This is a genomic window from Psychrobacter fozii, assembly GCF_003217155.1.
Classification (GTDB): Bacteria; Pseudomonadota; Gammaproteobacteria; order Pseudomonadales; family Moraxellaceae; genus Psychrobacter; species Psychrobacter fozii.
Genome location: NZ_QJSU01000001.1, coordinates 541,980 through 555,968, shown reverse-complemented (window position 1 = coordinate 555,968; position 13,989 = coordinate 541,980). Strand labels below are relative to the sequence as shown.

The 13,989-nt window shown below is 42.2% G+C and carries 12 protein-coding genes; 6 read left to right on the top strand and 6 right to left on the bottom strand.

Annotated elements, in window-relative coordinates; translation table 11 throughout:
- Window positions 1-80: 80 nt before the first annotated feature.
- Window positions 81-461: an iron-sulfur cluster insertion protein ErpA gene (gene erpA, locus DFP82_RS02320; protein WP_110922102.1), complete on the bottom strand. Its 381-nt coding sequence runs from the start codon at window positions 459-461 to the stop codon at window positions 81-83.
- 453 nt (window positions 462-914) lie between these two features.
- Between erpA and DFP82_RS02315 the strand changes: the two genes are divergently transcribed.
- On the top strand, window positions 915-2,936 hold the full coding sequence (locus DFP82_RS02315) for an ABC-F family ATP-binding cassette domain-containing protein (RefSeq protein WP_110922101.1): 2,022 nt from the start codon (window positions 915-917) through the stop codon (window positions 2,934-2,936).
- A gap of 113 nt (window positions 2,937-3,049) precedes the next feature.
- On the opposite strand, the gene DFP82_RS02310 is transcribed toward DFP82_RS02315, so the two are convergent.
- A complete protein-coding gene (locus DFP82_RS02310; protein WP_110922100.1) occupies window positions 3,050-3,412 on the bottom strand; it encodes a septal ring lytic transglycosylase RlpA family protein in 363 nt (120 codons plus the stop codon).
- Window positions 3,413-3,913: 501 nt separating this feature from the next.
- Between DFP82_RS02310 and DFP82_RS02305 the strand changes: the two genes are divergently transcribed.
- From DFP82_RS02305 to DFP82_RS02285, 5 genes are all read left to right on the top strand, one after another.
- Complete coding sequence (locus tag DFP82_RS02305) at window positions 3,914-4,405, top strand: DUF3015 family protein (protein ID WP_110922099.1); 492 nt, start codon at window positions 3,914-3,916, stop codon at window positions 4,403-4,405.
- A 128-nt stretch (window positions 4,406-4,533) separates the two neighbouring features.
- Window positions 4,534-6,594, top strand: coding sequence for an Lnb N-terminal periplasmic domain-containing protein (locus tag DFP82_RS02300; protein ID WP_181416217.1), 2,061 nt, complete (start codon window positions 4,534-4,536; stop codon window positions 6,592-6,594).
- A gap of 151 nt (window positions 6,595-6,745) precedes the next feature.
- Window positions 6,746-7,747, top strand: a complete 1,002-nt coding sequence (locus DFP82_RS02295; RefSeq protein ID WP_110922097.1) for a DnaJ C-terminal domain-containing protein — start codon at window positions 6,746-6,748, stop codon at window positions 7,745-7,747.
- Between the two features lie 110 nt (window positions 7,748-7,857).
- Window positions 7,858-8,178 (top strand): chaperone modulator CbpM, encoded by a 321-nt coding sequence (locus DFP82_RS02290; protein WP_110922096.1) that lies wholly within the window; start codon window positions 7,858-7,860, stop codon window positions 8,176-8,178.
- Between the two features lie 3 nt (window positions 8,179-8,181).
- The gene (locus DFP82_RS02285; protein ID WP_110922095.1) at window positions 8,182-8,721 is read left to right on the top strand and encodes a hypothetical protein; all 540 of its coding nucleotides are present in this window, start codon (window positions 8,182-8,184) and stop codon (window positions 8,719-8,721) included.
- A gap of 92 nt (window positions 8,722-8,813) precedes the next feature.
- Here the strand turns inward: DFP82_RS02285 and sstT are convergent, their stop codons facing one another.
- From sstT to DFP82_RS02265, 4 genes are all read right to left on the bottom strand, one after another.
- On the bottom strand, window positions 8,814-10,016 hold the full coding sequence (gene sstT, locus DFP82_RS02280) for a serine/threonine transporter SstT (RefSeq protein WP_110922094.1): 1,203 nt from the start codon (window positions 10,014-10,016) through the stop codon (window positions 8,814-8,816).
- A 326-nt stretch (window positions 10,017-10,342) separates the two neighbouring features.
- Entirely contained in the window at window positions 10,343-10,843 is a 501-nt protein-coding gene (locus DFP82_RS02275) for a DNA polymerase III subunit chi (RefSeq protein ID WP_110922093.1), read from the bottom strand.
- Between the two features lie 63 nt (window positions 10,844-10,906).
- Window positions 10,907-12,553, bottom strand: coding sequence for a leucyl aminopeptidase (locus DFP82_RS02270; protein WP_110922092.1), 1,647 nt, complete (start codon window positions 12,551-12,553; stop codon window positions 10,907-10,909).
- Between the two features lie 285 nt (window positions 12,554-12,838).
- Window positions 12,839-13,456 carry a cysteine hydrolase family protein gene (locus tag DFP82_RS02265; protein WP_110922091.1) on the bottom strand — a complete coding sequence of 206 codons (618 nt, stop codon included), beginning with the start codon at window positions 13,454-13,456 and terminating at the stop codon, window positions 12,839-12,841.
- Window positions 13,457-13,989: the final 533 nt, after the last annotated feature.

Genomic DNA, 13,989 nt, shown 5'->3' with positions numbered 1-13,989 from the left:
AATAGATGACGTCAAGCTACTTATCATCGCTATAGCCAATAACTAGGGCATCTGAATGAACACTCACGGATACCGCTAATTTAGATTGAGAATGAAGAGCCACAGCCACAAGTAGTCGTTGCGTTCGGGTTGGTCACGATAAAGCGTGCGCCTTCTAACCCTTCAGTGTAGTCAACAGTAGAACCTTGCAAATACTGGTAGCTTAGTGAGTCTACCACTAAGGTCACATCTTCATTGTCAAAGTTGGCATCATCTTCATTCAACTCATTGGCAAAATTAAAGCCATAAGAGAAACCTGAGCAGCCACCGCCAGTCACATAGACGCGTAGCATAAGGTCGCTATCACCTTCTTCTTCACGTAGGCGACGTACTTTTTGTGCGGCACTATCGGTTAGGCTTAGTACCGTTGGATCTACTGGCTGGCTCGAGCTTGGACTAAATTGGTTGGCTGATTCGTTCATATCTACCTCAGTTGCTAGGATCAAATGCGGTCGTCGTCCTGTTTGGGTTTGCAATGAAATGGTTGCAAATAAAGATACGCACGGCGTTTGATTTAATTGGGTGCTGTTATTAGGATAAAGCTATTGGAGCAATATAAGCTGTTTGTGCCATCCAAACGCTTGGGCATACAGTCGGCACTTATCTTTTAGCATTATATCATAATGGGGGTCGCGAATCGTTTGTCAAGAGTGACGCTGCTAATCGAATTTATCGCATTCAACATAAGCCTTTGTGACCCTGATAATTGCTTATAAGGCGAAAGGCTTTTTACCTCAATAAATACTTAGTTTTGAAATAGTTATTTAATCGTTTGCCTATCGGGCAAGCGTTTGAAATAATAGCCGCCAGTTAGCATGCCAGATGTGTGTTTTTATTGCCTTATTTTTATATTACTGTTGAGATGAAGAAATTATATGATCGAATTTAAAGACGTTGGTGTTCGCCGTGATGGTCGTGAATTGTTTGCAGGTGCAAGCTTCCAGCTACATCCGGGTCACAAGGTTGGCTTAACAGGCAATAACGGCACAGGCAAATCTACTTTGTTCGCTTTATTACTCACGCGAATGGGTAAGGGCGATACTGAAGTTACCCTTGATAAGGGCGAAGTGAGTATTCCTGATAGCTGGCATGTGGCGCATATGGCGCAGGAAGTTGGTGCGACTAAGCAGACGGCCATTGATTATGTATTAAGTGGTGATGAGCAGTGGTATGAGATTAATGCTTCATTGAATGATTTGAGCAGCGTCAGTGATGAGCAGATTGGCATATTGCATCAGCAGTTTGATGAAATTGATGGCTATCGTACGCCAACTAAAGCCGCGCAAATTATGGCGGGCTTGGGTTTCAATACCAATCAGCATGAGCTACCAGTAGAAGGTTTTTCGGGTGGTTGGCGTATGCGCTTAAACCTTGCCAAAACTTTGATGAGCCGTGCGGATCTTATGTTACTCGATGAGCCAACCAACCATTTGGATTTGGATGCGATCCTTTGGCTAGAGACTTGGATCAATGCTTTTATGGGTCTCGTGATTGTCATCTCGCATGACCAAGCATTTTTGGATGCGACGGTCGGTCATATTTTGCATGTCGAACAACAAAAAATCACCCTTTATACCGGTAACTATCAGCAGTTCATTCGCACGCGTCATGAGCGTATGGCACAACAGCAGCAAGCGTTTGAGAAGCAAGAAGCGACCAAGGCACATTTGGATGACTTTATTCGTCGTTTCCGTGCCAAAGCCAGTAAAGCCAAACAGGCCCAGAGCCGTATCAAGCAGCTTGAGCGTATGGCGGAGCTGTCGCCAATGATGGCGGACAACCCGTTCTCGTTCCGTTTTTATGAGCCAGCCAATATGAGCTCACCGCTGATTGAGCTGACGAAAGCGGATATTGGTTATAGCGACGTACCACTGCTGCATAATGCCAATGTACAGGTGACGCCAGATACGCGTCTTGGCTTGCTGGGTATGAATGGTGCAGGTAAATCTACACTGATTAAGGCGTTGGTTGGCGAGCTTGGTGTATTAACAGGCACGTATCGTATGTCTGATACACTGAAACTGGGCTATTTTAACCAGCATCAAATGGACATCTTAGATGCCAAGGCAACACCGATAGAGATGCTGCGTCGTCTAGCAGGCAAAACGTCTGATGCGATGCTACGTTCATTCTTAGGCAGCTTTGACTTCCGTGGTGATCGTATTGACACCCCAAGCGAGCTGTTCTCAGGTGGTGAACGTGCACGTTTGACGCTAGCATTAATTGTCTGGCAGCGCCCGAACGTTCTAGTGCTTGATGAGCCAACCAACCATTTAGACTTACAGATGCGTCAAGCATTGACCATCGCGCTACAAGGCTTCGAAGGGGCAGTGGTCTTGGTCTCGCATGATCGTGAATTGATTGCTAACGTTTGTGATGAGCTGTATTTGGTACATGACGGTATTATCGAAGAGTTCGATGGCGACATCAGCGACTATGGTAAATGGTTGGCAGAAAAGCGCAAGCAAGAGAATTCATCAGATAAAAACACTGGTAAGAAAAAAAGTAAAAAAGAGAGCAAGAAGTTTGTTTCACGTGAAACAAATATCAGTCAAGTGAACAGTCAAGCATCTGATACTTCATCAAAAAGCAAAGCTACTGAGCCTGCACTAAGTAAAGAAGAGCAGCGTAAGTTAGCGGCTGAACAACGCAAACTTACTGCTCCTATTCGCCGTGAGATAGAAGACACAGAAAAGCTATTGGCTAAAATTGATGGACAGCTTGCGACGCTTGAAGAGAAGCTTGCGGATACCACATTGTATGAAGAGAGTCGTAAGTCTGATTTGCTTGTTTTGCTCAATGAGCAAACAGCACTACAACAGCAGCATAGTAATAACGAAGAGAAACTATTGCTATCAATGACGACGTTAGAGGAAATAGAATCTGCTGCCAAGTAGAGAGGGTTATATAGAGAACTGCAATCAGAAGGTTTAAGTGTTTGTTCAGCAGTTTTTAGATTATATAAGCAGGCATAAAAAAGGGAGAGCTAACGCTCTCCCTTTTTATTACATTATTCCTTACGGTATTTACCATCACCATAAGAGAGTATTTCCATTGTCGTCGTGCACAATTGACAGTTTATTTGACCAGCAGCGGCTTTTGATAAATCAAGAATACGGCCTCGAATAAAAGGTCCTCTATCAGTGATTTTTACGATTACGCTCTGCTTTGTCTTTTGGTTGGTTACTTGTACCTTCGTGCCGAACGGTAACGTGCGATGCGCAGCGGTCAATGAGTTCATGTTGAAGATACTACCACTAGCCGTACGTTTCCCATGAAACTTGCTGCCATAATAGCTGGTGTTGCCAGCGAAAACAGTGGTACTAAGCAGTAGTGATAAAGTGATAACTAAAGACTTGATTAAATAAGACATTTAATACCTTTAAGCAATTTATAAGATAGACAGATACTCTTGCCTACGTTATCTATACTCCCTATGAGTATGAATAATAGGGGGATTTTACAAGAAGGAGCTTGTCATATTATTACTGTCATGTAAAAAAACTCATAGGGTCAAATGCCTGTTTTTTAAGGGAAAAAGACATTTTTTGGAATAAGTAATAAGATAATGAGTTCTAAAAATGGTCTTATAGAGATTGATTCTTATAAAGAGCTCAACAAAATACTGGAGAGCTAGCAACACGACATAGATAGGTAATATATAAAGGCTGAAACTGTTCATATAGTACAATTAACGTCCAATAAGCCTAATCAAAAATATCGAAACTAATGTAAAAAAACCTTGCTATATTCTTACTATTTTGTACAATGCGAAAGGTTAAACAATATTCTGGAATATCTATCAAAAATACTCAAAATAAATTTGATTGTATTACTGGATAACCTATCTTTTATCATCCTTTAAGGAAGTTTTATGTTGAAAAAAATTGTATTTGCTTCAGTTGTCGCCGCAATGATTCCGTTTAGCACAGCGAATGCTGACCTTGGTTCTAACTTTAAGACAGCAGATACCGGCCGTACTATCGAACAGATTTATAAGCAATGTGGTATCGGTGGCGCTTTGTTCGGTAACTCAAGCCCTATCCTTGCTATTATCTCTAACGTGACTTGGGATTTAGGTACAACAGCGGCTACTTCTGATTCTATGTCTCCTGCCACTTGCCAAGGTGGTAATGTTAGAGCTGCTGTCTTGATCAAAGAAGCATTCCCAAGTGTAGAAAAAGACTTAGCTTCAGGCCAAGGCGCTCATTTATCAGCACTACAGAGTGTTGCCAACTGTGATTCAGCTGCTAGCGTACGTGCACAATATGGTCAATATGCTCAAACTTCTGCCTATCGTACTGCTACGCAAGATCAAAATGCAGAAGCGCTATTTGGTATCGTTAAGCAAAACTGTGCTATCTAAAGATTAAAAGTATTAGGTATTCAGCTGTTATTTGAATGCGGAAGCTTTTGATTATTTTATGATGAAAACACGTAAGCCTAGCGCTTACGTGTTTTTTATTGCTCATGTATTTAGGGTGTCTGGATAGAATGCAAAAATTATTTTTATGGGTAGCTTGTTTTGCGGCAACGACTGCTGGTGCGGCAGAGGTTGATGAGTTAAATGCTTATACGCCAAAGCCAATAATGATGGACAAAGAAGATAAGATTGCTTCTAACACTGATACGGCTATTGAAGCGCATTTAGCTATCAGCGAACTGGATAGTTTGCCAAGTGTTGAGCAGAGCATACAACCACTGGCAGAAGAGCAAGTACAAGAGCAAAAACCAAGTGCCAATAAAAATATTGTTATCGACCCCTTAATTCTAAAGTCATTGGCGAAGCATCCTCAGTGGCAGCATTTATTATTTTATAAAAATGGTAAGGCGGAAGTTATCTCGCCAGATTTTTATTTAACCAACCCCAAGCCACGTTCGAAACGCAATTTTGATCCTTATGCAGAGCTCTTGGCAACGATAGAGCAAAGTAACGATGAAAGCGTCGTCTGTAAATATCCGGCCAGATATTTATGGCTCACTCATCACTTACCTGAATTGAATGTCGATCTTAAAAATTGCTCACAATTACCAGATCCCAATCAGGAAATAAGCCTGATTTTGGTGAGCAATTACCTAAAAAATCCAGCCTCTTCATTTGGTCATGTACTGGTCAAGACCAATATGCCTATCGATGATTCAGACTCTACGGAACAGGATGTTAGAGAGCTTTCTAGCGAGGATTTGCTTAATAGCTCATACAATTTTGGTGCTCGCATTCCAGCAAATGAAAATGGTGCTATGTACGCTATTAAAGGGCTTTTTGGGCTTTATGATGCGGGGTTTTCGGAGACGGAATTCTTTAAACAAGATGCGGTATACTCTAAGAATGAGCAACGAGATATGTGGGAGTATGTGCTCAATCTTGATACATTCGATACGCAATTATTGAACTACCATTTATACGAAGCAAAATCCGCTCGTTTTGACTATTACTTCATCAAGCAAAACTGTGGTTATCGTTCAGGCGAGATACTTGAGCTGATAAGCGATGTAAAAACGACTGAGCGAATAGGCCCTTGGTATGCGCCAGATTATGTGTTCGATCAGTTATTAGAGCATGAAGGCGAAACTGAGTCTGAGTCACTCGTATCTTCGGTACGTTATTTGCCGTCTGAGCAAACGCAGCTGCGTGAGAAGTTTGTACAGCTCTCAAAGCCAATACAAGACATCATAAATGCTGTCATTCGTACAGAAGACACTGCGCCGCTTGCTACGTTGGATGAAGAGAGCAAAGCACTGGCGCTTGATTTCTTGATTTTGCATCGTACTTATAAAATATCACAAGACAACACACCGAAGCAGCAAGCCTTTAAAAGCGTGCTGCTCAGTCAGCGTTTTACACTACCAGCCAGCAATGGTTTGGCTCAACTGCCTGTCCCGAATAAAGCGTCTCCAGCATTGAGCAACAAAACCACGCAGACCAAAATCGTTTTATCTGATGAGATGGCAGAAGTTAGTTTATCACTATTTGTAAAAGACCCACTCAACGCCTATACGGATATTGATAAACGTTTTGAAGCGGTCAAGGCTTCATTGGGCTATAATTTTGATGAGCGTCAATGGACGTTAACGGATTTTGTATTTTTAGACATGCAACAGATTGAAGATCTTAGACAACCGTTATCAGGTGAGCCTAAACTGTCTTGGCAACTAAAAACAGGCGCTCGTACCGATTGGTTTACGGGTAACCACCATAGCCCTTATGCGCAATCGGGCATTGGTGCAGGTGCCAAATTTGGCAAGCACTTACTTGGCTATGGTATGGTCAATGCGACTGTCCATGACCAAGACAAACACGCAGATGTTGGTATTGAGCTTGGTTTACGTGCAAAACGTGATGGTCGAAGTGCTGAGTTATCTTACATTGCTTCCAAACGAGAAGGGCGTAATGCCATTGATTTGACCAAACTCACAGTACGCCAACAGTTATCGAAGAATAACGATGCCAGACTGATAGTGACGTACTCTGACACAGTAACGGCTGATAATGATGTGATATTAGACGACTCAGATACGTTGAATGCTGCAATAGCTTGGCATCATTATTGGTAATATTTATATGACCGTCTTTATTTATTATTGCTATTATAATTAGGTCATAGCCACAACTTGATATGTCGCAGTCAAATAAGCTGTCACACTATACCGTTTAAAATTGGCATACCAGTATCATCAACATGCTTTTATTTTGAGGACTAATAACATGGCAGAGAAAAACTACTATGACATTTTAGGGGTCAAAAAAGACGCCTCAGACGCCGATATCAAAAAAAAATACCGTAAGCTCGTTCGTCAATATCACCCTGATGTCAGCGATCATCCAGATGCTGATAACAAGATTGCGGAGATTAATAATGCCTACGAGACCATCAGAGACAAAGACAAACGTGCTGAATATGATGCCATGTTAGACAATCCTTTTGCAGGTCAAGCTGGTGCCGGCGGCTTCGGTGGTCAATCTACAAGTGGTGGTCAGGGCGGATTCCGTTGGGAAGATGTCAAAGACCAGTTCGGTGATGGTGAAGCCTATGGTGATGGTGGTTTTCGCTTCGATGATATTTTTTCAGCATTTGGTCATGGCGCGCGTGGCTCGACTAATGGTCAAGCTGGTGGCCAATCACAACGTGGCGGCTTTGGGTCGCAAGATAGCAAAGGTCAAGACCAACATGCAGAGATTACGGTTGATTTGGCCTCGGTCTATAATGGTGACGACTACAGTATCAAATTAAACGTACCTGTTCGTCAGACCAATGGCAGCGTAGATTATGATAATAAGACGCTCAAAATTAAAATTCCTAAAGGCATCACTGATGGCAAGCAGATTCGTCTAGCAGGACAGGGTGCTGCGGGTGCTGGTCGTGGTAAAAATGGTGATTTATTTCTAAAAGTCAAAATCTTGCATGCAGACAATATCCGGATAGAAGGTGCTGATGTCTATCAGACTGTCAATATAGCGCCATGGGAAGCGGCTTTGGGTGAGAAAATAACTGTCAGTACGCCTGCAGGCAAACTTGGTGTGACCATTCCTAAAAACAGTAAGTCTGGCAGCAATCTACGACTGAAAGGTAAGGGCATTCCAGCCAAGCAAGTGGGGGATTTATATTTAACCCTGAATATTATTAATCCTGATATCAATACTGAGGCTGCGAGCCAAGCTTATGAGCAATTAAAACAAGCCTTTGCCGAGACGAGTATAGAACGTTAATGGCAATGGAAATGCTTAGTAACAGTGCTTAATAACAGTCAGAAACCACTGCAACAGAGATGAAGACCATACGATAACGATGAAATAAAGCGCAAACGAGGATAATAGCTATGAAACACTCGCCTGAATTGACCGATATTATCATGAGCTTAGATGAGCTAGTATCTGCCTGTGGCCAAGAGCGCCAATGGGTCATCGAATTGATTGAAGAAAATATTATTGAATATGATGTGCCAGAGCGTGAGCAGTTTACTGGTTATCAGCTGACGACCGTGCGCCGTGCCTCACGACTTAGCCGCGACTTTGAAGCCAGTGTCCCTGCAATTGGTCTGATACTCGAGCTGTTAGATGAGGTGGAGCAGTTACGCCAATTAAAACGCCAACTAGACCTGCAAGCACCAGTGATTGAAGTGGATATTGAGGTGAAATAATTAGTGGTAAAAATTACTCCTATTAGAAAACTCGATTTCTTTCTTGCTGTAAATTTATTTGTTGTGAGTGGTGTGCTAATGACGGCATATCCTGATATGAGCTTTCCCAAGGAAAACGAGCTAAATTATTATTCTGGCAAGCTAGATGTTTTGAGAGTAAGGCCTGATCCTGACTCAAAGTCGATGCACCAATATTTGGCTTTTTATGATAAAAAGACTAAAACAATACTGGAGTTTTCCTGCGCATATTCACAAGCATTTTTTGGTACATCTGACCGCAGTTGTGGTTCAAATGAAGATTTTGAGCCCTATATTGGTCAGATGGCCACTGTTGGATGGTATGAACAAGACGGTTTTCCAAGTTGGTCCAATAACAGGCTGCAGGTGGTCACTTTAGAGTCAGAAGATAAAGTTATACGTAGTTATGACGACACTGTGGCAATACTTGAGAGTGATAAAAAACGATTAAGATATTTCATGCTGTTTATTTCATTAGCGTCTATATTTGTGTACTGGTCTTTTGGTAAGCTGCCACGACACTAATAAATAATAGCCAATAAAAAAGGGCCTCAATGATAAATTGGGCCCTTTTTTATTTTTAGTTTCTCTATTTATAGCGTTTTATTTTCTATAAATTAACGAGAATACGTCGGATCAGCTGCTGCTGTGAATAGTACATCCGTTGACGAGTTCAGCGCTGTTTCTGCCGAGTCTTGTATCACCCCGATGATAAAGCCAATCGCAACTACTTGCATAGCGATGTCGTTTGGAATGTTGAATAAGCTAGCAGCTAGTGGAATCAGTAGCAATGAACCACCGGCGACACCAGAGGCTCCGCAAGCACTGATGGTTGCGACCAGACTCAGTAGAAGTGCTGAAGCAAAGCTCACTTCGATACCTAAAGTATGTGCTGCTGCAAGCGTTAAGACGTTAATCGTAATCGCTGCACCTGCCATATTAATAGTAGCACCGAGTGGAATAGTCACAGAATAAGTATCTTCGTGCAGGCCCAGTTTGCGCGCAAGGTTCATGTTAACGGGAATGTTGGCCGCTGAACTGCGAGTGAAGAAAGCCGTAATCCCTGATTCACGTAGGCATCTGAATACGAGCGGATAAGGGTTTTTGCCCGTTTTGACCAGCACGATAACTGGATTTGCAACTAGAGCGATAAATAACATACAACCGATAAGTACCATCAAGATACGTGCATAACCTGCCAAAGAAGCAAAGCCTGTTTCAGCGACAGTGTTTGCAACCAAGCCTAAGATACCGAAAGGTGCTAGAGCAATGATCCATTTGACCACTTGCGAGATTGCATCAGAAAAGTCACTGACCACTGTTCGTGCAGTATCACTGGCTTGACGTAGTGCAAAACCAATGATGATGGCCCATGCCAGAATACCAATATAATTGGCTTCAGCAATAGCATTGATAGGATTGGCCACCAAGTTCATCAGTAAGTTGGTTAATACGGCTTCTAAGTTGGCTGGTGGTACTTGCTCAATCGTCGCATTTATCAAAACTAAGTTCGTCGGGAATAAAAAGCTGGCACCTACCGCGGTCAGTGCAGCCAAAAAAGTGCCGAACATATACATGATAAGTACGGGTTTGACATAAACTTTGTTGCCGCTACGGTGTTTGCTGATAGCAGCCATGACCAAAACAAATACCAGTATCGGAGCAACGGCTTTTAGCGCGCCTACAAACAGCGTGCCCAATAATCCCAATGCAATACCGATTCCTGGTGCTAGCCAACCAATCAACACCCCTAAAATTAAACCAATAATAATGAGCGGCACTAGCCCTATACGCTGGTACATCGCAATTAGTGAACGCATCTATACATCCTCGATTTAGTCAATATTCCAAATTATTTATAAATGGTTATCGCGTTAATCTTGCTTAAAATAAGCAGTTTCCGCTCGGTTGCTTTGTCGCCATTTTGAAATAATTCGACTGTAAATAAGACGTTTATAGTGAAAACAGAAAAATAATCGAAGGATGGTAGCATTTTTTAAGATAAGCGCCTACCTTTACCACGAACCGGCATAGGCGGGTAAGCTGAAGGTAGAGACTTAATATGAGAAAATTGGCAAATATTCTCTGATGAGAAATCGTGATTTTTCGTGAGAAATTGAAGAAAAGTTATGAAGCAGGATGCAACTTAAACTTTGAAATGAGTTAGCTCATAGCCTAATTGTTGATAGGTTTTATACTTATTACGACCTTCTTCAACACTGGTCGCATCAGGTTTTATCAGCTCAAGCACTCGAGTTGGTTGGGCATTACTGGTCGCTGCCATAAAGGTATTCACGGGACGTATCGTAGTATTGAGCACGATTCCCTTGAAGTCGGCTGGCATATGGTTGCCAAGTAGGACAGGTGCTAGCGATTCGTTATTAGTATGTGCAGTAGCAGTATCCACATCAGTGCCTTCAGTATCAGTACCTTGCGCACCCGTATCCAAAAGGCATTGATGTGGTATAAAGCTCGTGGCCTCTTGTGCCCATAGCGCTTCATCAAGCGACGACAGTAACGCATCATCTTCGATAAGAATCAGCAGTGACTGCGTGCTTTTATTGAGCGCCGTTTGGGTCAATTGACAAATAAAGCCCAAGAAATCTTGGGCTTTACTCTCGCTTAAAACATAAAAACTGATCTTCATAGAATTGTTTTCATAAAGTGATTTTCATCAAATAGTTTTCATAAGTTGACTGTCATTGATTGACTAGACCATATCTGCGCTATTTTTTAGATATTGCATAAATAGTGGTACTGGACGACCAGTTGCAGCTTTGTCTTTACCTGAGTTCCATGCCGTGCCAGCGATGTCTAAATGCGCCCATGCTTGACCTTCTTCTACAAAGCGAGACAAGAAGCAAGCAGCAGTGACAGCACCTGCACCTTTACCACCGATGTTTTGCAAATCAGCGATAGGTGATTCAAGCTGCGCTTGATATTCGTCATCTAACGGCATATGCCAAATGAGATCGCCTGATAAGTTACTAGCATTTTCTAAGTCAAACAATACGTCTTCGTCATTACTAAAGACGGCCGAGCGAACACTACCAAGTGCAACCACACAAGCGCCGGTCAAGGTTGCAACATCAATAATTGCTTTTGGCTGATAACGCTGTACGTAGCATAAAGTATCTGCCAATACTAAGCGACCTTCGGCATCAGTATTCAAGATTTCAACCGATAGACCATTCATTGCCTTGACGATATCGCCTGGACGCGTCGCATCACCTGATGGCATGTTTTCAGCACAGGCTAGTGCGCCGACTACATTGATTGGTAGACGCGCTTCACACAATGCTTTGATGGTACCTAATACTGAAGCCGAACCACCCATGTCAAATTTCATCTCATCCATCGCCGCACCTGGCTTGATAGAGATACCACCTGAATCAAAGGTCACGCCTTTGCCGACCAATACGATAGGAGCATCATCATTTATTGCTTGCACATTTGCATCGTTGGTTTTAGCCGCTTTCTTGGTTGGCAGTTTATCAGCCAATGCTTTTAGACCGCCGCTGACTTTAGCACTGCTAGTCGTTGCTTTGGTAGAGCCAGCATCACTACTGAAGTTAGACTTACCGCGGTACTCCATGAGTACGAGCTTGCCTTCTTTGGTAGAGCCTTGCGCGACTGCTAAGAAGCAATGCATACCTAGCTCTGACATTTCATCTTCGCCCAGTACCTTAACGGTTAGTAGGTCAGGATAGGTCGCTGCAAGTTCTTGGGCTTTTTCTGCCATGTAAGCCGGGAAGCAAATGTTACCTGGTTCATTGGCTACATCGCGAGTCAGGCTTTGACCTGCAAATACTGACTGTGCAAATGCTAACGCAGGCTGTAAAGCAGCATCAGCAACTAGGTAGATATCAGTTAATATAGGCGTCGCTTGCTCAGATTTATATTTATCAAAGCGGTAGCTCGCAGCCAACAGATTAAGCGCAAATTGACCGAAGTGATTTTCTTCTAGTGCATCACCCAACGCGACAGTGATAGAAGACACACGCTTTTGCGTGCTGCTATAAATAGTGTTGGCAATTTTTTGCAGGACAGTGTTGTTAAACTTATCCGTATTACCCACACCGACCAATAACAGTTGTACAGGGTTTTGCTTGGTGGTTTTTTTGTCGCCTGCCAATGCGTAGTCAACAACCGTTTCACCAGCCTTACCTTTAAAGTGTGACACGTCAATCAATTGTTCAATACGTGCAGTGTAATCAGTCAGAGCAGATTCAGCCAAGATGTTTTTCTTGTCATCGATTAAAACAACCAGACAAGCTTCATCTTTGCTCTTTGCTTCTTTTTTTAGAATTTTTTGTGTATGAGTCTTTGGTAAGTGCTGAGACAATTTAATATTCATATAGTTATCCTTATTAGAGTTATGAAAATTGCAGGATTTATGTGATTGCTTATACCTGTCAGATTATTAGATTATTAGATTATTAGATTATTAGATTATTAGATTATTAGATTATTAGATTATTTGGTCTATCGAGCAACCACAATAGTGTAGCATATTGCGATGACAGTGCGCAGTTAGCAAGTCTTGGGTAATGAGTTTGAACCATTCTGCTGTACCAATTTACACAATCACTTAATACCATATGAATGGTTTATGGTGAGTGATATTAAGTGAAACATTAAACTAGCCGTTAACCAATTCATCCGTTGTTACCATCGCGGCAAATCTATCTTGTAGTGCTGCCATGGCGGTGTCATGCATGACGTCGGCACTTATCGTTTCTTTTGTGGCGCTAGGTAGGTCACGAGTGGCACAGGCATCATGGCATACAAAGTTTTGAAAACCCAAATCAAATGCGGCGCGGGCGGTTGAGCTGACACACATATGGCTCATAAAGCCAGCAAAGATAATCTGCTTTTTTTGTGCCGCTATAATAAGTGCTTGAAGCTGTGTGTCGTGAAAAGAATTGGGATGCTTTTTGGCAATTACTGTTTCGCCATCATGCGGCTTTAATAGCTCGACAATCTCGATGTTGGATGACAAAGGATCGAAGACATTACCGTTCTCTGGACCGTGATGCATGATATGAAAGACAGGGATATCTTGCTGACGGGCTTTATCCAGCAGTAAGCGCGCATTGGCGATGGCTTTGGTGCCAGCTTGCCCTAATGGCATGGCGCCATCGACATATTCGTTTTGATAATCGATAAGGACGATAGCGCAATTGGACCAATCAAGCGTATCGAATGAGCCACCAGCGAGCTCAAGTAGGGTAGAGGGTATAGATGTGGTTTTATTCATTAGTTGTGTTTCTCCGTATGGCATAAACATATTTTTTGAATATTCAACAGATGTCATTCAGTCTAGCAATTAATCTTAGTCATCCGCGTGACATGATACGAATGACAAACAAACCTTTCTAAAATAAATAAAGCAAAAACGCCAAAACAGAAGCATGGTCAACTTAAACGTTGCTACAAGCCTAACTGTTAATATGACTAATAACGAATATATATTTCATTTACTGCTTTATGGTCTATCATTTATTGAATGGGGATGGGCTGTTAGCAATAGGAATGTAATGTTTCCAAACACATTTCACCGCCATTTTTAGGCAAAACATGCTAGCATTAGCGGTTATCTTTATCGCCAGTATTTATAGGGTGTCACTAACAAGTGACGCTGTTATCTTTATACCTGCTTAAGTCTTTCACTGAGCGGTGCTGTCCCTATAATACTCAATTATCGCGCTTGAATTTGTCAGTACTCTGTCAATAATTGTGTAATTAATGAGTGCGAATACCAACCCTTTTAAGAGTGCCTATTGTGATATT